General features: G+C 55.3%; 15 protein-coding genes and 6 pseudogenes. 10 read left to right on the top strand and 11 right to left on the bottom strand.

What is annotated here, in order from left to right:
* Window positions 1–138: 138 nt before the first annotated feature.
* Window positions 139–267: pseudogene (locus FDY98_RS21295) on the bottom strand (type II toxin-antitoxin system RelE/ParE family toxin); the annotation flags it as partial.
* 130 nt (window positions 268–397) lie between these two features.
* On the opposite strand from FDY98_RS21295, the gene FDY98_RS21290 reads away from it, so the two are divergent.
* The 4 genes from FDY98_RS21290 (at window position 398) to FDY98_RS21275 (ending at window position 1,926) form a co-directional block, all read left to right on the top strand.
* Entirely contained in the window at window positions 398–724 is a 327-nt protein-coding gene (locus tag FDY98_RS21290) for a DUF7709 family protein (protein ID WP_027958672.1), read from the top strand.
* A 3-nt stretch (window positions 725–727) separates the two neighbouring features.
* Window positions 728–1,114 (top strand): hypothetical protein, encoded by a 387-nt coding sequence (locus tag FDY98_RS28785; RefSeq protein WP_340146926.1) that lies wholly within the window; start codon window positions 728–730, stop codon window positions 1,112–1,114.
* Between the two features lie 309 nt (window positions 1,115–1,423).
* A complete protein-coding gene (locus FDY98_RS21280) occupies window positions 1,424–1,666 on the top strand; it encodes a type II toxin-antitoxin system Phd/YefM family antitoxin (protein ID WP_027958673.1) in 243 nt (80 codons plus the stop codon).
* Entirely contained in the window at window positions 1,663–1,926 is a 264-nt protein-coding gene (locus FDY98_RS21275) for a Txe/YoeB family addiction module toxin (protein WP_027958674.1), read from the top strand. Before FDY98_RS21280 ends, FDY98_RS21275 begins: the two co-directional genes overlap by 4 nt.
* A 171-nt stretch (window positions 1,927–2,097) precedes the next feature.
* On the opposite strand, the pseudogene putA reads toward FDY98_RS21275, so the two are convergent.
* Together putA and FDY98_RS21265 are read right to left on the bottom strand one after the other, a co-directional pair.
* Window positions 2,098–5,752, bottom strand: a pseudogene (gene putA, locus FDY98_RS21270) (bifunctional proline dehydrogenase/L-glutamate gamma-semialdehyde dehydrogenase PutA).
* Window positions 5,753–5,896: 144 nt separating this feature from the next.
* Window positions 5,897–6,454: pseudogene (locus tag FDY98_RS21265) on the bottom strand (sodium:solute symporter family transporter); the annotation flags it as partial.
* A 140-nt stretch (window positions 6,455–6,594) separates the two neighbouring features.
* Here FDY98_RS21265 and FDY98_RS21260 point away from each other — a divergent pair.
* The 5 genes from FDY98_RS21260 (at window position 6,595) to FDY98_RS21240 (ending at window position 12,586) form a co-directional block, all read left to right on the top strand.
* Complete coding sequence (locus tag FDY98_RS21260; RefSeq protein ID WP_027957962.1) at window positions 6,595–7,275, top strand: heteromeric transposase endonuclease subunit TnsA; 681 nt, start codon at window positions 6,595–6,597, stop codon at window positions 7,273–7,275.
* Window positions 7,268–9,196 (top strand): Mu transposase C-terminal domain-containing protein, encoded by a 1,929-nt coding sequence (locus FDY98_RS21255; protein ID WP_027957961.1) that lies wholly within the window; start codon window positions 7,268–7,270, stop codon window positions 9,194–9,196. Before FDY98_RS21260 ends, FDY98_RS21255 begins: the two co-directional genes overlap by 8 nt.
* Window positions 9,193–10,077, top strand: a complete 885-nt coding sequence (locus tag FDY98_RS21250; RefSeq protein WP_027957960.1) for a TniB family NTP-binding protein — start codon at window positions 9,193–9,195, stop codon at window positions 10,075–10,077. Before FDY98_RS21255 ends, FDY98_RS21250 begins: the two co-directional genes overlap by 4 nt.
* Complete coding sequence (locus tag FDY98_RS29755) at window positions 10,077–11,162, top strand: TniQ family protein (protein ID WP_155706165.1); 1,086 nt, start codon at window positions 10,077–10,079, stop codon at window positions 11,160–11,162. Before FDY98_RS21250 ends, FDY98_RS29755 begins: the two co-directional genes overlap by 1 nt.
* A gap of 518 nt (window positions 11,163–11,680) precedes the next feature.
* Window positions 11,681–12,586, top strand: coding sequence for a hypothetical protein (locus FDY98_RS21240; protein ID WP_027957958.1), 906 nt, complete (start codon window positions 11,681–11,683; stop codon window positions 12,584–12,586).
* Window positions 12,587–12,712: 126 nt separating this feature from the next.
* On the opposite strand, the pseudogene FDY98_RS21235 reads toward FDY98_RS21240, so the two are convergent.
* The 4 genes and pseudogenes from FDY98_RS21235 to FDY98_RS21220 form a co-directional block, all read right to left on the bottom strand.
* Window positions 12,713–13,755 (bottom strand): annotated as a pseudogene (locus tag FDY98_RS21235) (L,D-transpeptidase family protein).
* 53 nt (window positions 13,756–13,808) lie between these two features.
* Window positions 13,809–15,340, bottom strand: a pseudogene (gene lnt, locus FDY98_RS21230) (apolipoprotein N-acyltransferase).
* A gap of 4 nt (window positions 15,341–15,344) precedes the next feature.
* On the bottom strand, window positions 15,345–15,848 hold the full coding sequence (gene lspA / locus FDY98_RS21225; protein WP_027957956.1) for a signal peptidase II: 504 nt from the start codon (window positions 15,846–15,848) through the stop codon (window positions 15,345–15,347).
* Window positions 15,845–18,030: pseudogene (locus FDY98_RS21220) on the bottom strand (heavy metal translocating P-type ATPase). Before FDY98_RS21220 ends, lspA begins: the two are co-directional and overlap by 4 nt.
* 86 nt (window positions 18,031–18,116) lie before the next feature.
* Here FDY98_RS21220 and FDY98_RS21215 point away from each other — a divergent pair.
* Window positions 18,117–18,575 (top strand): MerR family transcriptional regulator, encoded by a 459-nt coding sequence (locus FDY98_RS21215; RefSeq protein ID WP_027957954.1) that lies wholly within the window; start codon window positions 18,117–18,119, stop codon window positions 18,573–18,575.
* Between the two features lie 28 nt (window positions 18,576–18,603).
* Here the strand turns inward: FDY98_RS21215 and FDY98_RS21210 are convergent, their stop codons facing one another.
* The 4 genes from FDY98_RS21210 to FDY98_RS21195 all read right to left on the bottom strand — a co-directional run bounded on the left by FDY98_RS21210 (window position 18,604) and on the right by FDY98_RS21195 (window position 22,193).
* Complete coding sequence (locus tag FDY98_RS21210) at window positions 18,604–19,386, bottom strand: ZIP family metal transporter (protein ID WP_016916429.1); 783 nt, start codon at window positions 19,384–19,386, stop codon at window positions 18,604–18,606.
* A 112-nt stretch (window positions 19,387–19,498) separates the two neighbouring features.
* The gene (locus tag FDY98_RS21205; protein WP_016916430.1) at window positions 19,499–20,488 is read right to left on the bottom strand and encodes a M23 family metallopeptidase; all 990 of its coding nucleotides are present in this window, start codon (window positions 20,486–20,488) and stop codon (window positions 19,499–19,501) included.
* Window positions 20,488–21,165: a DsbA family protein gene (locus tag FDY98_RS21200; RefSeq protein WP_027957953.1), complete on the bottom strand. Its 678-nt coding sequence runs from the start codon at window positions 21,163–21,165 to the stop codon at window positions 20,488–20,490. The genes FDY98_RS21205 and FDY98_RS21200 overlap by 1 nt, the downstream gene beginning before the upstream one ends.
* Window positions 21,166–21,278: 113 nt before the next feature.
* On the bottom strand, window positions 21,279–22,193 hold the full coding sequence (locus tag FDY98_RS21195; protein WP_016916432.1) for a cation diffusion facilitator family transporter: 915 nt from the start codon (window positions 22,191–22,193) through the stop codon (window positions 21,279–21,281).
* Between the last annotated feature and the right edge of the window lie 183 nt (window positions 22,194–22,376).

Below are 22,376 nucleotides of genomic sequence, written 5' to 3'. Positions count from 1 at the left end.
AAGCATGTTTATGTCGTCCAAGATCCTGATGGCAGAAAGGTTGAGCTTAGTGAGCAGAAACCATAACAAGCGGCATCACGGTGAGCGCTTTTCCGCTGATCCAAAGCGCAGGTTGTACCGGGAGTTATAACGTCATTGCTACCGTTTGAGATCGTGGTAGAAATTTTCGTGTGAGCCCAAGACCATCAGTTCAAGGACAAGAGCACCATCATCAAAACTGTAGCCGAGCAGAGTCAGTTGCTCGTTCATTTTGAACTGATGGACTCTAGCGCAAACGCTAAGAAGCTTGTTGCCGCCTGAAACAGCCCATTTAGGCCGTGCACCAGATGCCAACCCCTTCGCTGCGTTTGCCCACGCTGATGACTGTCTTGAGCTGCTTTAAAGAGGAATAATTGCAATGAGCAACAGTATTGAAAACTCAGACCAGTTGGCTGAGGCCAACCAAAAAATTGTTTCAGAAGGTCAGGTTCTTCCTTCTGTTCGACTTAAAGATGGTAGCAAGGTACAGACGGGCACTGTCGCAACCATGCTCCACAACATTAATCTATACAATTCAGGCGAGCGCGGGCAAGTAGAGAAAGAGCTTGAGCTGGCGGTGCCGACACTGATCAAGGTAGGACTGTTTGAACTATTTGCGCCTGATGATTGGATAAACGGCTCTAATCCTGGGCGTCGTTTCGTAGGCGAGCTTGCAAAAGGCTACTTGTCAGAAGCAAGAGGCTAAGCAATGTACGCAACAAGCTTGGGTACGGCGTTACGTGGAGAGAAGGCGTTGAACCATAGCGAACACTCTTCTTTTAGAGAAAAGCTCGTTGAGCATCTTTTCATTGGCGAACTGCTAAAGCTTTCCTGGAAGGAATTTGGCTGCACGCTAGAGGTGGCGAGTCCAGAAGTTGATAACGCTGGCTATGATCTAATAGCGGAAGATAATGGGGTCGTGAGGCATATACAGCTTAAAGCTTCATACGTTGGCGGCAAAACAGCCAGCCAGAAAGTTCATACGAGGCTTTCTGAAAAGCCTTCGGTGTGTTATTTGGATTTATTTCAACGAAGATACCTTGGAGCTGGGGCCATTCCTCTTCTTTGGCTCTCTTCCAGGCGAGAAATTACCTAGCCTTGACGGGCTTATGGTTGCAAAACATACCAAGGGCGACCAGGGCGGATTTAAAGCCGAACGCCCTAATATAAGGGTTTTGCCAAAAGGTTGGTTTAAAAATTTCAGTTCTATCGATGAGGTCTATGAGGCCTTATTTGGGGCAACATGTTACAAGGCCGCTACCACGAAACCGGGAGAAAAGGCTCAATGAGTATCAGGGCCATACACGCGAAAGACGTATTCTGACGATGTTATGCACAACGTTCGTCTTGACGTACGTACCCAAAGGCGTACATTGTTAGAAAATTGAATGAGTAAGAGGGCGTCATGACCGGAATCACAGCAACTGAGGCGCGCAGCAATCTTTATCGGTTGATCGACGAAACTGCCGAGTCTCACCAGCCCATCGTCATCATGGGCAAGCGGAACAAAGCTGTCTTGGTATCCGAGGAAGACTGGTCGGCGATTCAGGAAACACTTTACCTGCTCTCCGTGCCAGGTATGCGGGAGTCTATTCGTGAGGGGATGAATACCCCCCTAGATGAATGCGATGAGGAGCTGGACTGGTGACATGGAAGTTGGTTTACACCAAACAAGCCCAAAAAGATGCGAAGAAACTGGCCTCCAGCGGCCTCAAGCCAAAAGCCCAGGATTTACTGGTACTGATTGCAGAAGACCCCTACCGTAAGCCGCCTCCGTTTGAGAAGCTCATTGGTGATCTTGCTGGCGCCTACTCACGCCGGATCAATATCCAGCATCGCCTAGTCTACCAAGTGCTTGAGGACGAGCGAGTGATAAAAGTTCTTCGGCTCTGGAGCCACTACGAATAATGCATCACCAGCCGCTATTGCCAAAAAAACCGTTCGTTAGATAAAAAAAGCCACTAACAAGTAGTGGCTAACTATTGATTCCTGGGACAGTCTGGGAGGAGGGCGAGCGAGCTCAATGAGTCGCTCGCCTCCTAAGCACCGATCCCTAAGCACCTACCATTTAGCGCCGACCTATTCAGCCGTTGCCAGCAGGCTGGCGTTACCACCCGCTGCGGTTGTGTCTATGCACAGATGACGTTCCACCACGTAGCGATCCGGCGAGATGGTCTGGGTCTCAAGCGATACGATGGCACCGTCGCGCTTGGCCAGCGCCATCCGCAGTTCACGAGTCCAGTCGCTGGCGCCAGCGGCGGCGACCGCTGCAATGCCTTTGACTTCGCTCAGTGTCTCGGCTGAAAACGCTTCCATCAAGCCCAGCCACCGGTGCGCCGGCATCGGTCAGTGGCTTCACGGCTTGCTCGGCACCTGATGCGACTACGACAGCGGCACAGCCCGCGCCTAGGGCCTGTGCTGCTTGAGCAATGGCGATATCCAGCGTCGGCCCTAGGCACAGAACCACTCCCTTCGGATACATGGCCAGGCGGTTGCTTTCACCTGTCGGTCCCGGCAGTGTCTGTGGCGTCATGTCCAACGCTGCTGTTTCGGCAAGTGCCTTGCGGATCACGCCGCCTTTGCCGGAGAGTGCCTTGCGCAGTACCTCGATGCGATTGGGTCGTACCGCCCAGTTACGCGCATCCAGCCCGTCGATGGCCGATTGGAGATCGCCGAGTGATACGGTTTTTCCCTCCGGCGTCTCGTGGCGCTCGGCGTCAGCGGTGCGGCGGAAGCGATTGACGTAGAGCGGGCCGCCAGCCTTGGGCCCGGTACCTGAGAGGCCCTCGCCGCCGAACGGCTGAGAGCCAACGATAGCGCCGATCTGGTTACGGTTGACGTAGATGTTGCCGACATGGATGCGCTCGACGATCTGCTGCACGCGGTCGTCGATGCGGGTATGCAGGCCGAAGGTCAGCCCGTAGCCCTTGCCATTGATGTCGTCGACGACCTTGTCGATATCCCGCGCCTTGAAGGTGGCCACGTGCAGCACCGGGCCGAAGATTTCACGTTCGAGATCTTCAATGCCTCCAACCTCGATCACCGCCGGGGTCACAAAGGTACCGGTGTACGGCGCAGACAGCTTCTTCAGTACTTTGCCAGCTTTCTCATTCGACGCCACGTAGTCGCTGATTTCCTGTTGGGCATCGGCGTCGATCACTGGCGAGACGTCGGTATCGGTGTTCCAGGGGTCGCCAATGGTGAGCGCGTCCATGGCGCCATAGAGCATGTTGAGCAACCGGTCGCGGGCCTCTTCCTGGACATACAGCATGCGCAGTGCCGAACAGCGCTGGCCAGCCGACTGGAAGGAGGAGATCAGGATATCGCGCACCGCTTGCTCGGTCAGCGCCGTGGAGTCCACGATCATGGAGTTCAGACCACCGGTCTCGGCGATCAGTACGGCGTCGGGGCCTGCGTTGTCCGCCAGAGCCTTGTGGATGATCTGTGCCACCGGGTCGAGCCGGTGAAGCAGACGCCAGCGATACGTGGATCGCTGGTTAGCGGGCCGCCCACCGTTGGGCCGTCGCCAGGAAGCAACTGTAGTGCCGCTTCCGGTAGGCCAGCCTCACGCATCAGCTCGACGGCGCGGGCGGCGATCAGGGGCGTCTGCTCGGCGGGCTTGGCGAGCACCGCGTTGCCAGCAACCAAGGCGGCAGCGATCTGGCCGGTGGTGATGGCCAGGGGAAAGTTCCACGGGCTGATGCAGACGAAGATGCCGCGGGCGCTGCCGGGCTCTTCCGCTTCCAGCCGCTCGCCCTCGTTGGCGTAATAACGCAGGAAATCCACCGCTTCGCGCACTTCGGCAATACCATCGAACATCATCTTGCCCGCTTCGCGGGTGGCGATCACGGTCAGCTCGGCAATGTGTTCCTCGTAGAGGTCGGCGGTGCGTCGGAGTACCGCGGCGCGTTCGGCGGCCGGGCGCGCCGACCACTCTTTGAAGCCTTGCTCGGCGGCGTCGAGGGCAGTGGCGACCTCTTCCGGGGTAGTTTCATGCACCTTGCCGATCACCCGAGAGCCGTCGGCGGGGAGACGGCATCGCGCGCCGGGCCCTGGGGAGCGGGGCTGCCCACCAGCATGGGGCCTGCGGTCCAGATGGCGTCGGCAAATGCTTCGCGGGCATTGAGCAGCGGCAAAATCGAAGCGGGTTCGTTGATGCGGTAGCCCTTGGAATTCTTGCGGTCGGGCTCAAACAGCTCGCTGGGCTGGCGGATCAACGGGCTTGAAACGTCGTTGCCGAGTTGCTTAAACCCTTCAATGGGATCTTTTGAGACCTCGCTGGGCGGAATCGAGCTATCCACCACCTGGTTGACGAACGAGGAGTTTGCGCCGTTCTCCAGCAGGCGGCGTACTAGATAGGCCAGCAGGTCGCGGTGCGCGCCGACCGGGGCGTAGATGCGACAGTGCGTGCCCTCTGACTCTTTAACGATGTGGTGCAGCGATTCGCCCATGCCATGCAGGCGCTGGAACTCGTAGCTGTCCTTATCGTCGCCCGCCATTTCTACAACGGCGGCGCAGGTGTGGGCGTTGTGGGTCGCGAACTGCGGGTAGATGCGGTCGCGTCGGTCGAGAAGCATTTGCGCGCAGGCCATGTAGCTGACATCGGTGTTGACCTTGCGGGTGAAGACCGGGAAGGTCTTGACCCCCATCTCCTGGGAGAGCTTGATCTCGGTATCCCAGTAGGCGCCCTTAACCAGCCGCACCATAATCTTGCGGTTAAACCGCTCGGCCAGCTCGTAGAGTGTCTCTATCATCGGCGCGGCGCGGCGCCCGTAGGCTTGCACGACCACCCCGAAGCCGTCCCATCCATCAAGACTGGGGTCGGCCATTAGAGCCTCAATCACGTCGAGGGAGAGATCCAACCGATCCTGTTCTTCGGCATCGATATTGAAACCGATATTGGCCTTGGCTGCCTGCTGCACTAGTTCCTTGGCGCGCGGTACCAGTTTCTGCCATCACCGTGTCGCGGTGGGTGTATTCATAGCGCGGGTGCAGCGCCGAGAGCTTTACTGAGATGCCGGGGCTTCCGCGCACGTCGCCCTTGGCCTGCTCGGCAATCGCGGTGATCGCCTCTGAATAAGCTTGGTGATAGCGGACGGCATCTTCGTCGGTGCGTGCCGCTTCACCCAGCATATCGTAGGAGTAGGTATAGCCCTGTTTCTCCAGTTCGCGGCATTCTTCATGCCTTCTTCGATGGTCTGGCCAAGCACGAACTGGCGGCCGAGAATCTTCATCGACTGGCCAACCGCCTTGCGTACCACCGGCTCGCCCATCCGGCGCACCAGGCCGCGCAGCGCTCGGGTCGGGCCCTTGGGGTCTTCTTCCAACACCTTACCGGTCAGCAGCAGTGCCCAGGTAGAGGCATTGACCATTGATGACGAGGACTTACCCAGGTGGGCGCCCCAGTCGGAGGGCTCGATCTTGTCGTGGATCAGGTCGTCGATGGTTTCTGCATCGGGCACGCGCAGTAGCGCTTCTGCCAGACACATCAGGCCAACGCCCTCAGTGGTCGAGAGCCCGTACTCGGCAAGGAACGCCTCCATCATCGAGGGCGACCTTTCCTTGCGCCACGCTCCACGTAGTTGGCGCCAACGGCGGCGACCTTCTTGCGGTCATCCTCCGACAGCTTGATACGCTCGACCAGCCCGTGCAGCACATCTGCCTCGTTGGCGTCGTAGTTGGTGCGAATGCGTGAGCGTAGATCACTCACGTCGCTATGCAGATGGTCGTTCATACAGGGTCTCTCCTTGCTAGCCGACACTAAGGCGTTGCTGCGTCGGTTAGGGTGTAGTCATACTTTTTGCAGTCAACACAAAATAACTAACCTAAAGAGGGCTCCCGCGGGAGCCCTCTTGATACGCTCAATGTGGCTGAGCGCTTACTTGCGTTCGATATGCTGATATTCACCGGCATCGTCAGTCGCATTGCTGACTACGATGATGGCGATGAAGGACGCGATGAAGCCAGGAATAATCTCGTACACGCCAGGACCACCCAGGAATTCACCGTTCCAGCCCAGTGAGATCCAGATCATAACGGTGAGAGCACCCACGACCATGCCTGCGATGGCGCCATTGCCATTGGTGCGTGACCACATCAACGACAAGATAATCAACGGGCCAAACGCGGCGCCGAAGCCTGCCCAAGCGTTACTGACCAGCCCCAGAACCTGGGAGTTTTCGTCAGAGGCAATAACCGCTGCCACAATGCCCACAAGTACTACACAGACACGGCCTACGGCGACACACTGCGCTTCCGTTGCGTTCTTGTGCAGGAACAGGCGATAGAAGTCTTCGGTTAGTGACGAAGAGGCCACCAGAAGCTGGCTTGAAACGGTGCTCATAACCGCTGCAAGCAACGCCGCATAGAGGAAGCCGGTAATCAACGGATGGAACAGTAGGTCTGCCAGGATGATAAAGATCGTTTCTGGATCTTGGTGTCATTTTCAGCAATTGATGCGACCCTCAGGGCGTAATATCGGGCTATTATGGTAGTCTGTACAGGATTGAGTGCGACAGAATTAATAGCAATTGATGCGACAGGCCTTGTTTTATTCAACATTTGGTGCGACTACCCATGCCACTGCCTACATCCGTTCGTAAAATCGGCCCTACCCGACGAAGTGTGTCTGGCTACTATGCCTTTCGCGGGGAGGAGTCTATTGCGTTCGAGTCGACGCTCGAACGTGATTTCCTCATCAAGGCTGACTTTGATGTGAGCGTCCTTGGTGTGATTTCCCAGCCGTGCGAGATCCCGTTTCATCATCCCGTGACCGGTAGGCGCTACACCTACACACCTGACTATTTGGTTTATTACCGTCTCGGTAACCGTCATTACAGGGATTACCCAAAACCTCTCCTGGTGGAGGTCAAACCACGGGAAAAGTGGCAAGCACATTGGCGTGAATGGTCGCCTAAATGGAAGGCGGCGATACGGCATGCCAACAATGAGGGCTGGGCGTTTCGCATTCATGATGAAAGCCGCATTCGTGATAAGACCTTGGACAACATTACCTTCCTAGCGCGCTACAAGCGGATGGTGTTTCCCTCTGTCGAAAGCCAGGCAGTCCTCAACACGGTGAGGGAAATGGGGGTGGCGACCTTGGATTACCTGCTTTCTCGGCACTTTATGGGCGATATTTACCGGGCAGAGGGGATTGCGCATTTATGGCATCTACTGGCGACTCGGCAGTTAGATTGCGATATGGCCCAATCCTTCAGTCCTCTATCGGAGGTATGGGTACCCGATCATGAATAATCATCGTGGCAGCGCAACTGAACCCAATAACGGCGTCGCCCAAACACGCCAACACTTGCAGATTATGGTGGGTGAGCAGGTTCAGAAAGATGGCACCGTTTACCGAATTTCCCAGGTGCTCGATTTTGAGACGGTCATTGGCATTGCCGTTGAGTCCGGGCGTAGTTGCCCGCTTCGCATCAAAGAACTAGCGCCTCTCAATAGCGGGTCCGTATCCCCTGAGCAGGATATGTCCGAGATTGGGGATGCCGATTGGCGGGAGGCCGAGCATCGCTTTTCCATCATTAAGCCCTTGGTGGATCGCCATACGGTGGGGCGGGATGCAGCGGAGGAGCGTGCTAAACAAACGGGGGTTGATACGGCTACGATCTACCGTTGGTTGAAGCGGTATAAAGCGACGGGCTCGGTGCTTGCATTAATTCCTCAAAAGCCAGGGTGGAAGAAAGGAAAGTCGCGTATCCCCGCGCATGCCGAGGCGGTGATTCAGGAAGTCATCAAAGAGGTGTATTTGACGCTGCAGCGTCCGTCCGCACAAAAAGCGGTACAGGAAGTCATGCGGCGCTGCCATGAGCGGCGCATCGACCCGCCGAGCCCTGGTACCGTTCGTTCTCGTCTGCGCGACATCCCAGAGCGCGACCGATTGCGTGGGCATGGCTTTAGAGAAAAAGCGATTAATAAGTTTCAGCCGGCGGCCGGAAAATTTCCCAATGCGGACTATCCGTTAGCCGTCATGCAGATTGACCACACGCCTGCCGATATTATTTTGGTCGATGACGTATATCGCAAACCGATTGGCCGTCCATGGATTACGCTGGCCATGGACGTGTGTACTCGCATGGTCACGGGGTATTACTTATCGTTTGACCCGCCCTCTGAAACATCTGTCGGCATGTGTGTGGCGCACTCCATGCTTCCTAAAGATGAGTGGTTGCTACTGCATAATGTGGAGGCTGAGTGGCCGGTATGGGGCACACCCGCCACGATTCATGTCGATAACGGCCCAGATTTTCGCTCTGAGACGTTTAGGCGCTCATGCCTAGCCTATGGGATCAACCTTGAGTTTCGGCCTGTTAAGCAGCCTCGTTACGGTGGCCACATTGAGCGGGTGCTGGGGTCTCTTCTCAAAGAAATTCATAACCTGCCTGGGACGACTTTCTCCTCCATTAAAGAGAAAGAGGGGTACGATCCAGAGAAACACGCGGCCATGACGAAAAGCGAGTTTGAAGAGTGGCTGGTGACGTTGATCTGCAAGGTTTACCACCAGCGCCTTCATTCTGGGATTGGTATGTCGCCGATGAAGAAGTGGGAAATTGGTGTGTTTGGCAATGCGGATGTGCAGGGAGTGGGATTAGCGCCGAGGCCTGCTGACAGGCTCTCTGTATTGCTCGATTTTTTGCCCAGCTTTCAGCGTACGATCCAGACCTTTGGTGTGACCATCGATGGCATAAACTATTACGATGAAGCGCTAAGACCTTGGATCAATGCCAAAGATCCAGACATGCCAGACAAGAAACGCACCTTTGTTTTCCGGCGCGACCCTCGCGACATTAGTGTCATTTGGTTCAAAGACCCGGAGCTCGGGCACTATTTTCGCGTGCCCTTTGCCAATCTTGCCCTCCCCTCGATGAGTGTTTGGGAGTATGCCCAAGCTAAAGCGCGCCTTCGGCAGGAAGGAAGAAACTCGGTCAATGAGACTGAAATTCTACGCGCTATTAGTGAGCTGCGAACCCATGTGGAGGAGTCGCAAGCACGTACTAAGCGAAGTCGCCGTCAGGCACAACGACGTAAAGAGCATGAGAAGAAGGTGACGCCTGCAGATCCCCTTTTACATGCGCCCTCAACTGCGGCCCCTAAAGAGACACCCGCTCAAGGGGACGGTCTTTTAACGGGTGATATCGATGTGAACTGGGACATAGCATGAGCACACACCTTCATCCTGATCTTCGTCACGTCTTGGGGCTGTCCGCTAAAGAGCGAATGGAGTTTATGGATCAACCGCGCTGGTTGGGCTATCCATTGGCCAATCGTGTCATTGAGGTCATGCGTGGGTTGATGGAGAAGCCCAGTCGTCCTCGTATGCCTAACCTCTTGCTCGTGGGTGACTCCAACAACGGAAAGACAACCATCGTTCAACGGTTTCGTAAGCAGTACGGTGAAGGCTACGTGAATGAAGACGTAGAGCCCGTGAAGCCTGTTGTTGTCACTCAGGCTCCCCCGAGTGCCGATGAGAAAAGTCTGTATATCGCAGTGCTAGAGAGTTTCTGGGCTCCCTACCGGCCTACAGATCCTGTTCCCAAGCTGCGCTACCAGGTGATTCATCAACTGCGTGCTTGCCATACGCGCTTACTGATCATCGATGAGTTTCACTCTCTGTTAACCGGTGGTGCTGTTAAGCAGCGCGAAACGATGAATGCCATTAAGCTTTTATGCAATGAGCTAATGATTCCCATCGTTGGTGTGGGGACGCAAGACGCTGTGCGTGTGCTGCATTCAGACCCACAGCATGCGAGTCGCTTTGATGTGGTCGCGTTACCAAAGTGGGAGCTCAATCAGGAGTTTCAGAAGCTGCTCGCTGGCTTTGAGAAGATATTACCTCTCAAACATCCTTCCCAACTGCATGAGCCCCAATTGGCGACCCAGCTCCACGCGATCTCTGGCGGCAATTTTGGCGACCTGCACCGGCTGCTGATTGAGTGTGCCAATGCCGCTATTTTGTCCGGGGCTGAGCGCATCGATGAGAAAATTATTCAGAGTAAATCATGGGTGCGACCTACCCGTGGCATTAGGGAAGTGATGCTGTAATGCCCTGGGCGCTGAGTGTGCCTCTGTTGCCTGAAGAGTCGCTTTCTTCATGGCTGGTACGGGCGGCGTTGAGACAGGGGTGTGATCCCTTGTCGCTCACTGGGGCTATCTGGCCAACATGGCGTATATGGACGAGAGATATTGACAGGGAAATTCCCCTCGTCAGAATGCGCCCATTAGCCAATGCATCGGGGATATCTTCCGCTGAGTTTCAGAAAGCTGGGATGCGGGACGATTGTGAGAAAGTGGCCGGTTACTCATTACCCGAAACGCGTACTTGGCCCTGGTTGTTGGCACTCGGCAGCCGAAATCGAAATCGCCATGGAGGACAACAGGTATGTACGTTGTGCTTGGGAGAGGACTCGACCCCGTACTTACGCCGACACTGGCGATTCGCTTGGCACACTGGGTGTCGCTCTCATGGGGTGCAGTTGGTAGACGAGTGCCCGGTATGCAAGGCCCCTATAGAGCCCCATCGCTTGTCAGCGGAAGGTCAACATTTAGCTCAGTGCAGCCGGTGTCATAACGATTTTAGAAAGGCGGTATGCACGTCGCCTTTACCTGAAGCGTTCAGTGTTCAAGTGATGGCTGATCGTGTGTTAGAACAGGATAAGGTGACGTTTAGGCAGGCCTCTATCGCACCCGCCGATTGGTTTTCTATGGTGGCCTTTTTTATTGGCGTTATACGGCGTGCAAGTCGGCGGCCTGTGTCACCCCTGGCCGATGCGCTTCTTTCATTGGGCATTTCGGTTACGGATTGCCGAATGCCTGTGTCTGGCCTGGCGTTTGAGCTGCTGGCTGTCAGCGAGCGTAGTGCCTTATTGGTAGCGTTGGAACGCTTGCTCAGTATTGGCCTTGAAGAAACGTTTAGCGCTCTGGTCGCTTGTAATGTCAAAACGAGCGCGCTTCATGATCCCCGAAAGTCACCCCCCGTTATGTTGTTGCCGTTGTTATCGCGGTTATCTCATCACCCCCATGGGCCGCATCGCCGTGCTCTACCGGCTCATCGCCCCATGTCGGAACGCGCAGTGAGAGCCTCATGGGCGCGCTTAAAACGGAGAATGAAAGCGGAGCCAACCTCTTGAAGCAACACAAAACGGTCGACTGCGATGAGTGTGGTCGAGAAGTCTCCAAATTGTGGCGACGCCATAAAGGGCATGGTTACTGTTCAACTTGCTATGCTCGTGTGTTTAAGCGGCGAATGTGCCCACGATGTGGTGAGTTAGCCCGTCTGCCTAAGAATGACCCAGACGCCGTCTGTCGTCAGTGCAACGTCGACAAACCGTGTGCACGATGTGGAAAAGCCCGTTCAGACTACAACATCGGCAAGGTCACTCCCTACGGCCCTGTCTGTATCGCCTGCGCTCCCTATTTCAAAGAACCAGAGCCCTGCGAGGCGTGTGGGAAAGCATCTCAACGTCTTACCCGAGTGGCGCGTATGGGGCATGATCATCGCTTATGTCCACGCTGTTCGACAGCAGACCACGGTACCTGTTCTGCATGTCGTCGACATCGCTTATTGGTCATGACATCCAGCGGTGACGCATTGTGCAAAGCCTGTAATGAGCAAGGGGAAATTGCCTGTCCATTGTGTGGTAATCCCATGCCAGCGGGTCGAGGCGATGCCTGTGAGCCCTGCTATTGGACGCGCACATGTCGTAAGCGGATCATCATTGGCCAAGCCGGTATCACCACCAAAGCGTTACGTGAGGCCTTTGGGGAATTTGGTGAATGGCTGATTCGTACCACAGGGCCGCATAAGGCTGCCCTCAAGATCAATCATTTCTTCTCGTTCTTCCTTGAGATCGACCAGGCATGGTCACGGATACCGAGCTATTCGGAGCTGCTTCATCACTTCGGTGCGGAGGGGTTGCGGCGTGTAAGACTTCCTATGCGATGGCTGCATGAAGAGCAAGGGGTAGAGCCGGATCACCAAGCAAAGAAGATCGACTCAGAGAAACGACGTATCAAAGCGTGTCTCAGGTCTATGCCGTCCGCTTCTTTATCAGAAAAAGCGCTGCATGCTTATTGGCAGCAATTGGAAACCCGTATAGAGGCGGGCAAAACGTCCCACACCTCCGCACGACTTGCACTAAGAGCGGCAGCCGCATTGCTACTCGCTACTGACCGGGAGGGGCAGCGACTGCCTCAACAGGGCGATGTGGACAACTATTTGCAGGCGGTGCCCGGACAAGCAGCCTCGGTCACGGGGTTTACTAATTTCTTAAATCGCCAACATGCCACCACGTTGGCTCCTCGGGTGGATGTAAAACGGGCAAGAAAGCGGCGAAAAGAAACACTAGCCCGCACCCTGATGACGATGGCCCGGTGTGCTGATCAAGGAGAGGCCTGGAGGGAGGCATGGATCGTTGCTGCCATGGAGTATTTCCATGACACAAAATTAACGCAGAAAATGCTTCGACAACAGACCGTAGAGCGGACGACAGACGGGATACAGGTGGTAGTGGGTGGCGTTACCTACTGGCTGCCTCTGGATATTGAGTGCTAAGACACTGATAGCGCGCAGTCACTTGGAGGGCCCCGCGACTCTGTAGGCGAATGTCGCCCCGCCGTTTGGACGGGGCTATGGCTCTCTACCTATATGCCAGGGCTCAACGGGGTGCCAAAAGGCGTGTCATGACCGTTGAGATGACGTCAAAACCAGGTCTTCATAAATGCCCTTGATAGCCTTCTCTTCTGGGCTGTGGCGCTGTGGCTCCTGTTCCTGCTTTGGATGTAGTGGGGTTATAAGCCCGTTAGAGAGTGACAGGACATCGCTGAGCTGCTCGTAATCGAGGTTTACGTTATCGACATTGTATTGGTTAAGGCGTGTCATGGTCTCTGTGAGTGCGGTCATACTGTGCTCTTCTTCTCCAAGCGGCGGAAAGGCTTGAATCAGCGGCTGACCGCCTTCCCAACCTATCTTGATCGGCTGATTGATGATGTTGACTTGGGTGCCGGGTGGAATGCGGTCAAATATAGATTCGATGTCTTTGGGTAACATGCGGATACAACCTCGGCTTGCGCGCATGCCAATGCCATCGGGCTGGTTGGTGCCGTGAATCAAATAGCCATCGAAGCCTAGGATGATGGCATGGTCTCCTAGCGGGTTATCGGGGCCGGGTGGCACAACGCTGGCGCGGTTTCACCGCGTGCTTCCGCTTCGCGTTTTACCGACTCAGGCGGGTACCACGCGGGGTTTTTAATGTTCATGGTGGTCTCGGTCACGCCTAGAGGAGTATCAAACCCTTCGCGACCAATGCCAATAGGATAGGTCTCAACACGCGGTGTCTCACCGTTTTTGACATCTGGGTAGTAGTAAAGCCGCAGCTCGGCGATATTGATGACGATCCCAGTACGCTCCACATTCGGCAGAATAAAACGTCCCGGAATAGTCACTTCCGTGCCCACCCCTGGAACCCAGATGCTAACCTCTGGGTTTGCACGGATCATCTCCAAATAGCCAAGGTTGTGACGCCTGGCAATATCTATCAAGGTATCGTCGTAATCCTTTACGATAAAGGTGTCAGCCTCTCCGATAATATTACCTTCCTCTGGTAGCGGGTAATGCCCTTTGGGCCATTCCGTCTCCTGGGCAGTGGAAGGTTGTGCCGCCATGGCGACAGGGAGCCATGCCAGAAACGAAACCATCACACTCACGATGAAGCCGATCTGCATTGGCCATGGGAGGAATCTCTTAAGTATTGCTGCGTTCTTTGCCAAGAGCATCGCTAGGTTCCTTTTTCATCTAATGCGTCGTTTTTTGATCGAGATAAGTTCAGTTGTAACCCGAGCAGTGTCAGCACCGCAGCGAGTATCCAAGCGGGGCCACTACCGGTGCGTGTGAAAGGAGTTAGGCCCTGCATCGGGGTCACCTCGCCAGTTAAACTGGCCGGTTCAAACTGTGGGGCACGGGCTGTGACGTGGCCTTGTGAATCGATGATGGCCGTCACGCCATTACTGGTAGCTCGAAGTAGGTGACGACCATTTTCTAAGGCACGTAGACGCGCCATTTGAAGATGTTGGTGTGGGCCAATGGAGCGCCCAAACCACGTATCGTTGGAAACCGTTAATAGCAGCTCGGCATTACGCGCCTGTTGGGCGACATGGTCGGCAAAAATGATTTCGTAACAAATGGCATTGCCAATGGTGGCTCCAGCCACGTGTAACGGAGCCTGTTCGCCTGTCCCTGGGGTCAGGCGAGGTACTGGCAAGTCGAAAAAGCAAGGGTGCCAGCGAGGAGACTTTGGAATGGCAAATACTCGCCAAAGGGCACCAAGTGCGCCTTCTGGTATTCGCCCTGCACATCATTTAGCCCTATGACGCTGTTATAAGAGCGCCCTTCACTGTCGCGTTGCAAAATGCCGGTCAACAAGGCGGTGTCAGGCCCCAGGTCGGACGCTACTTGCTCAAGTATTTGCTGTGCTTCCTGCTCAAGCATGGGAAGGGCTGCCTCGGGCCAAACGATGAGATCGATATCCCTTGCTTGCTCCCGTGTCATCGCCGTGTAGATACTGATCGCCTCGCGCTGCCCTTGGGCAGTCCACTTAATGCGCTGGTCAAGATTCCCTTGCAGCAATGCCACCCGGATGGGCTTGCCAGCCGGGGTTGTCCATTGGGCGGGCAATAGGAATGGAACGATCCACAAGGCGGCCATTGGGACAAGGAAACCCCAGCGGCGACGCAGTACCTCTACCCCTAACGTACCTGTCAGCGCGGTCATGAGTGACAGCAAGTACACACCACCAACGGGCGCCCATGGGGCTAGTGGAGAATCTACCTGAGAGGTGCCCAGCAATAACCAGGGAAAGCCGGTGAGCAACCAGGTGCGTAGCCATTCGCTCACCACCCACATACCGGCAAAGCTAAGACAGGCTAACCGTGGCCCCGTGATGCGCCGATAGAGCCCAAAGGGGATTGCAAAGAAGAGCGCCAGGGCGCTGACAAAAAGAGTGGTGAGGAGCATCGCCACCAAGGCCCCGGTGCCACTGAAATCGTGAATAGCAACGAAGACCCATGATGTGCCAGAACCGAACAGGCCTACCCCATAGCACCACCCACGCAGGGTGGCCATGGCGGGCGTTAGCGACTGTATCTTCCAATAGACCAGTGCCACGGCCACTGGGCCAAGCCACCATAGGGAAAAGGGGGCGGCACTCAAGGTGGTCATTACCCCAGCGGCGAGCGCTACAACGCAATCGACTATTGGTGAGGAGCGCCCAGCAAAAAGCGTATATTCTTTATCTTTATCGACCACATCCATAGCGTTACTCAGAGCGCTTAAAAGCAGGACTTTCACGCCATAACGCCACTGCGAACATCAATACACCTGCAAACAGAGCGATATCGGCCATGTTAAAGGCGGGCCAATGCCATTCGCCCCAGTAAATGTCCAGATAGTCGACGACGTACCCTCGCGCTAAGCGATCAACAGTATTACCGAGCGCGCCGCCAAGAATCAGGCTGTACGCACAGGCCTCCAAGCGCGACAGGGGTTTGCATAGCTGCACAACCAATACGACGACCACCACCAACGCTAAACCAAGAAAGAGGTAGCGCTGCCAACCCCCTGCTTCTGCGAGAAAGCTGAAAGCGGCTCCTGTGTTCCCGGTATAAACCCAGTTAAAAAACGGCGTTAGCGGAATGACTTGGCCAAACGACATCTGGGCGTGCACGATTTCTTTGACCAGTTGATCGGCTAGAGCCAATACGCAAGCAAATGTGAACCATGGCCAACGTCGTGAAGGGCTATCGTTTGGCGCTGTTCTCATGACGTTGTTTTTCCTTGTGACAGGCCTGTCATTGCGGTACTGGGCGAAAAGCGGTAACCCAGCAGTCGCATGGCGTTCAACGTCACCAGGACGGTAGCACCGGTATCGGCCATCACCGCAATCCACATGCCGGTAATACCCAGCGCCGTTGTAACTAGGAAAATGGCTTTTAAGCCAAGGGCGAGAACAACGTTGGTTTTCACATTGCGCAGTGTGGCACGAGAGAGGTCTATCAGCTCAGCGATGCCGGTAACGCGGTTCTTGAGCAAGGCTGCATCGGCGGTTTCCAACGCCACATCCGTGCCGCCCCCCATCGCGATACCCACATCGGCTGCCGCGAGTGCCGGTGCATCGTTGATGCCATCGCCTACTTTACCGATGGGGCCACGGCCAGCCGCTTGCCAGTCTCGAACATACGCTGCCTTGTCTTCAGGCATTAGTTCGCCGTACGCTTCAATGCCTAAGCGACCCCCCGTGGCAGCGACGGTGCGGGCATTATCACCGCTGAGCATGACCGCCTGTACGCCCAAACGGGATAGCGCCGCTAGGCCTTCAATGGCATCTTCGCGTGGCTCATCGCGAACCGCGATCAAGCCCAGTAAACGCTCGCCTTCGACGAGGAGAGCGAGGCTCTTACCGGCTTCTTCTAACGCGACAATCCGAGCACTGAGACTTTCCTCAAGGATGACTTTCTCGTGAAGGTGACGAGGCGTCATTAAGCTCAGCTCGCGACCCTCCACCTGGCCGGAAACACCGCGCCCCGCCAGAGCGCGGCCGCCGGTGACGGTGGGGAGGTTGATGCCCGACTGTCGGGCATGCTCAACGATAGCCGTGGCGATAGGGTGACTGGAATCCCGCTCTATTGCGGCGGCGAGCCGCAATACGCTGTTATCGTCTTCCTCAGCAATCCAAGACTCCACATCTGTGACTCTTGGGGTACCCGCAGTGAGGGTGCCCGTTTTATCTAATGCCACCAAGCGAAGCTTACCTAACTGTTCAAGAACGGCTCCCCCTTTGATCAGTAGTCCGCGCCGAGCTCCCGCCGAGAGACCGGCGGCGATGGCGGCTGGGTGGAAATGACTAACGCGCAGGGGCATGCGATTAACAGCAATGCTAACGCACGGTAAATCGACTCCGACCATGCCATGGTCGATACCAGCGGTGGCACTATCGCCATCAGTAGGGCGAGTAAGACGACGGCGGGCATATAGTAATACGCAAAACGATCAATAAAGCGTGCTATCGGTGCCTTGGCGGCCTGTGCTTCTTCAACCAGACGAATAACGCGTGCGATCGTATTGTCATCAGCGCCTCGTGTTACCTCCACCTCCAGGGCGGCATCAAGATTCACTGTGCCAGCAAAAATGTCATCACCAGGCGCTCGCGAACGGGGTATGGACTCGCCGTTTACCGGCGACTCGTCAATGTCGGAGGTGCCCACCAGGATGCGTCCATCGCAGGGTACGCGATCACCGGGCCGCACCAGCACACGCTGCCCGGGTTTAAGTGACTCCGCCGAGACGTCACGCAGATGGCCATTGTCCATCAGCCTCGCCGTTGAGGGTGTTAAATTTGCCAAGGCTGAGATACTGCGGCGCGCTCGTGAAGCAGCTACCCCTTCGAGTAGCTCACCTACGGCGAACAAGAACACGACCATCGCAGCTTCAGCGGCAGCATTGATGGCCAATGCGCCAAGCGCAGCGATGCACATCAGCATCTCTATGGTAAAGGGATTGCGCATTTTGAGGGCGCCCCAGGCACTCTGCGCAATGGGTATTAAGCCGACTAGCGTGGCCAAAATGAAAGGCATATTACCCAGCGCAGGCCATGCTAAACGAAGCGCGAAGGCTACGATCAGCAAATTGCCTGTGATAATGACCAAGCGCCCTTTAGCGGTTTGCCACCAAGAGGATGAAGCACCAGGTGCGCGTGTTTGGCCATCATGGGAAGCCACTTGATAGCCTAGTTCGTTCAGGATGCCCTCAATGGTCTTTCGCGAGGGGGCCCCGTGATCGTGGTGGTGAATCTTCACTGATCCCGTGACCGAGCTTGCCGTGACTTCCTCAATGCCTTCCAGTCGCTCTAGCGCCGATACAACCTTGCGCTCACAACCGCCGCAGTCCATGCCTTCAACACGCAGCGTCAAGGTGGTAGGCGCTGTTGTCGGCGTTGATGTTTTCATGGTGCCTCTCCTGCCAATGGGCTATGGTTTTTAAGTGTAAACCTTGTAGCAACTACAGCTTCAAGCCCTGCCTAAGGAGTTTTACCATGTCGATGATCGGCCAAAGTATCAGCATTGGTGAGTTAGCACGACGAGCCGATTGCAAACCTGAAACGGTTCGCTATTACGAGCGTATTGGGCTGTTGCGCGATGCGACACGAACCGGTGGGGGGCAGCGCCGCTATGGAGACGACGCTGTGCGGCGCTTGACCTTTATTCGTCATGCCCGTGACTTTGGCTTTTCGGTGGAGTCAGTGCGAGAGCTTTTGGCCATGTCAGATCAACCTGATATGCCTTGCCAAGAAGTCGATGCCATCGCCACGCATCACCTAAAGAAAGTGGAGTCCCGCCTTCAACGACTGTCCATACTGCGTGAGGAGCTTCAACGGATGGTCACGCAGTGTGCCGGTGGTAAAGTGGAAAGCTGCCGAATCATTGAGGTCATCAGTGATCATCAACTCTGTATCACTGAAAAATCGCACGGAGGGGCTCTCGACTTGGGTTAGCACTAACGCTACGCCCCACGCCCAATGGTCAGCCCAGCGAAACATCCAAAAACAGCATGAGTACCAATCCGATGGAGAGGCCCAGCGTGGCCTTTTTTTGGTGCCCGCTTCGATGAGTTTCGGGAATAATCTCATGACTGATCACATACAACATCGCCCCCGCTGCAAAGGCCAACCCCCAGGGCAGTAGCGCTTGTGACATGCTGATGACTCCAGCGCCTAATAAGCCACCCAACGGCTCAACAAGCCCCGTAAGGGCGGCAATCGTCCATGACCGCCAACGTGAATAGCCCACGCCTAGCAGTGATACTGCTACGGCCAGTCCTTCTGGGGCATTCTGAAGTCCAATGCCAATCGCTAGTGGAATGCCTCCTTCGCTTCCCCCTGCGCCGAAGGCCACGCCAACGGCTAGCCCTTCTGGCAGGTTGTGTATCGTAATGGCAATAATAAACAACCAGATACGACGTAGTGAGGCAGCCTCTGGCCCTTCTCGCCCCTGTTCGAAGTGCTCATGAGGTAAGAGTTCGTTCAGTAGTGCGACCATTCCAATCCCTAGCAAGATGGCCGCACAGGCAATGGCAGCAGGTACCACGCTACCTCCGTAACGCAGCTCCGAGGCTTCTAAGGAGGGTATGATCAGTGAGAAGAAAGAGGCCGCTAGCATGACGCCAGCGGCGAACCCCAACGCTAAATCGCGAACACCACGATTCGGTCTTTTGGTAAACAAGATAGGAAGCGCCCCGACAGCCGTCATCAAGCCCGCGGCAAGGCTTCCCAATACCCCCATTGTGACGAGAGAAACCTCTTCCATACCGATTACCTGTCTTGTGGTAGATGAGTGATCACAGCGCTAGGGTTCCATAACGAGGCAAGCACACGTTCACGTTACTAACAATCCATGCAACGTTGCTAAGCACGGGTGGTTACGGCTCGTTAAACGAGATCAAGTCATAAATGGACGCCGTGCCGATAGCTTGTTCCAAGCGATCTCTTGCCTCGTAAAGTGACGCTTGATATTCACCTTGAGTCGGCTGCTCACCCAACATGATGCGTTGACCTTGACCAAGGGGATCAACAGGCTGGTTATTGACTCTCACTTCGTAATGCAGGTTGGGGCCCGTGGCGACCCCGGAGGAACCTACCTCTCCGAGCGACTCTCCCGCATTGACTAAATCCCCAACCACTAGCTGTGGGGAGAATCGGCTAAGGTGTGTGTAGCGACTAATGGCCCCTGTGTCGTGCTCCACCTCGATCACCTGCCCATATCCCCCTTGGCGACCCATAAAGAATACGCGCCCAGGTGCGGTGGCAATGACCGGCGTTCCTGTCGGCGCAGCCAAGTCAATTCCATTATGAGGACGCATCCCTCCATACACAGGATGTCGCCGATTCCCAAAGCGAGACGTTAAGCGGGCACTAAGCACGGGCAACCGCAACGTGCCTAGCAGGGTGTCGCTTTTGAAAAGAGCTACGTCCCCCTTTTGGGTGACCGGCCATATGACCTCCAAGGGCTCTGCCTGATCAGGCAGAGCGGCATAACTGAGGCGTGGTGGCCCAACACGGGCGCCGTCCTGGCGTCGATCTTCCTCCCACACTAATTGAATACGTTCACTGCCAGAAAACTCCAGCGGCGCTGCGATAAACTCGCTGAGCAGTGTTTCCAGTTTAGTGGCGAAACGCGTTGGGACACCTTCTGCTGCCAAGGCCTCGTAGAGGGTGGTATCAATGACGACATCACGCCCAAAGGTTAGGGTATCAACGCTATCGAGCGGTAATGTGCCTTCTTGCTCGCTAGCCGCCTGTAACTTGACAGGGCTAAGTTCAGACGGAGGCAATGACAGATGCGTTTGCCAATTGGCTTCGGCTAGCAAGGGGTAAAAGCCCACAAAGCCTAGTAACCACCAGCGCTGCATCACTGGCCATCCTCTTCCCCAGAGATCTCCGCTACTTCACTCTCAACGGCATCAATCAGCTCTTGCATACCAAAGGGGTCTAAAGGCTCGCCATTGACAAAAAAGGTAGGTGTTTGGCGAATCTGATTGGCTCTGACATCCGCCATGTCTTGGTCAATCACCGCCTGCACCTCAGCAGAAGTCAGTTGCTCTTCGGCAGCCGCTAAATCAAGGCCTCCTTGGCTCGCGATATCGAGGATAGCGGATTCATCAAAACTGCCATGTGAAGCCCATTGATCCTGGCGAGCCAGCAGCCTCTCCAGTACCGGTTCAAAGACGCCCTGACGACGAGCAACTTCTAATACCCGAATGGCCTTATCAGATACGTCGCCGTGGAAAGGAGTGTAGCGCACGATGAGCCGCACTTTTTCTGGGTAGGTTTCCAGAATACTTTTTGTCAGGGGATAGAAAGCACGGCAGGCTTCGCAAGCCGGATCGAAGAATTCCACAATCGTCACCGGCGCGTCTTCTCGTCCCAAGATGGGGGAGTGTGAGCGCACCAAGGAGTCCTCTGTCTGGACACTGCTCTCCTTTGCTGCCTGAGCTTGCATATCTAAGAGGGCAGGTTTCGATACGGCGACGATCGCAGCGGTCAGCATTAACGTACCGGCCAATATAAAAGACGCTTTTTTGAACATGTTTCTCTCTCTTTCTCAACGATGGGGTGGAAAAGTAGGGTTGAAAAATAAGCCAATCGCTATGGGAGTAAGCCGCTCGCTACCTACCTGAGCCGGGAGTCGGCCTCGGTCTATCACTCGTGCCCATATAGATTGGCATTTTGATGCGCGTGGTCACTATGCTCAAACTCTAGGCTGGAATGAGCAATACTGAAGCGCATTTTAAGCTGCTCCTTGATCTCTGCTTTGACGGATTCAAGCTGCTGCCAGCCGGTTTCTGTCAGAACCACGTGGCAGTCAAGGGCTGCCATGTTTTCCTGCATCTGCCATAGATGCACATGGTGAATATCCTGGACTCCCTCGATATCTCGTACGGTCTCAACGACTGCCTGCCCGTCAATGTCCGGGGGAGATCCCAGCATTAGCGTACGGATAGGGCCGCCAATTTCAGAGAAGGCTAGGTAAAGAATATATAGCGCAATCCCTATCGTGATCGCGGGGTCCACCCAGCGCATGTCGTACAGTAAAATAAGCGAACCACCGATAATCACGGCGATGGAGGCAAACGCATCCGATAAGTTATGCAGAAAAAGGGCGCGGATATTGACACTCTCTTTTTGCATTGACCACGTGAGCATGGCGGTAAGGGCATCGACGACGAGCGCGACGCCACCAATAATCACGATCGTCCATCCCTCTATCTCAGGGGGATCGACCATCCGCATAGCGCCTTCGTAAATCAGGTAGACACCGACAATAATGAGGGTGGTGTAATTGATGAGTGCTGCCACTATCTCGATGCGGCCATAGCCAAAGGTCATATGCGCATCGGCAGGCCGTCTGGCGATTTTACGAGCAGCAAAGGCAATGACTAATGCTGCCATGTCAGAAAAGTTATGTAACGCATCAGCGATCAGCGATAGGCTCCCCGCCATAATGCCACCGACGATTTGAGCGATGGTTAAGAGCCCATTGGCCCAAATGGAGATGCTGACGCGCCGGTCGCCAGAGGCAGGATCAATGTGGGGATGATCATGATGATGTCCCATCTGTTACCTTCTCTCGAATTATCTGTTCTTGGTACTATAAAACCTCTAGCAACTAAAGCTTCAACCCTTGAGCATTATCTATTTGCATCGCTGGATTGGGAAGCACGTCCCTAGCTACCAAGGAGCCTTTGTGTGCTGGGCCGAAGGTGATCATGTTTTAGGTGGGGGCTCAATCCACTTCAA

Source organism: Halomonas sp. PA16-9 (genome assembly GCF_009728585.1).
GTDB classification, from domain to species: Bacteria; Pseudomonadota; Gammaproteobacteria; order Pseudomonadales; family Halomonadaceae; genus Vreelandella; species Vreelandella titanicae.
The sequence above is the reverse complement of the archived record's forward strand: the minus strand, read 5'-3'. Positions and strand labels throughout refer to the sequence as shown.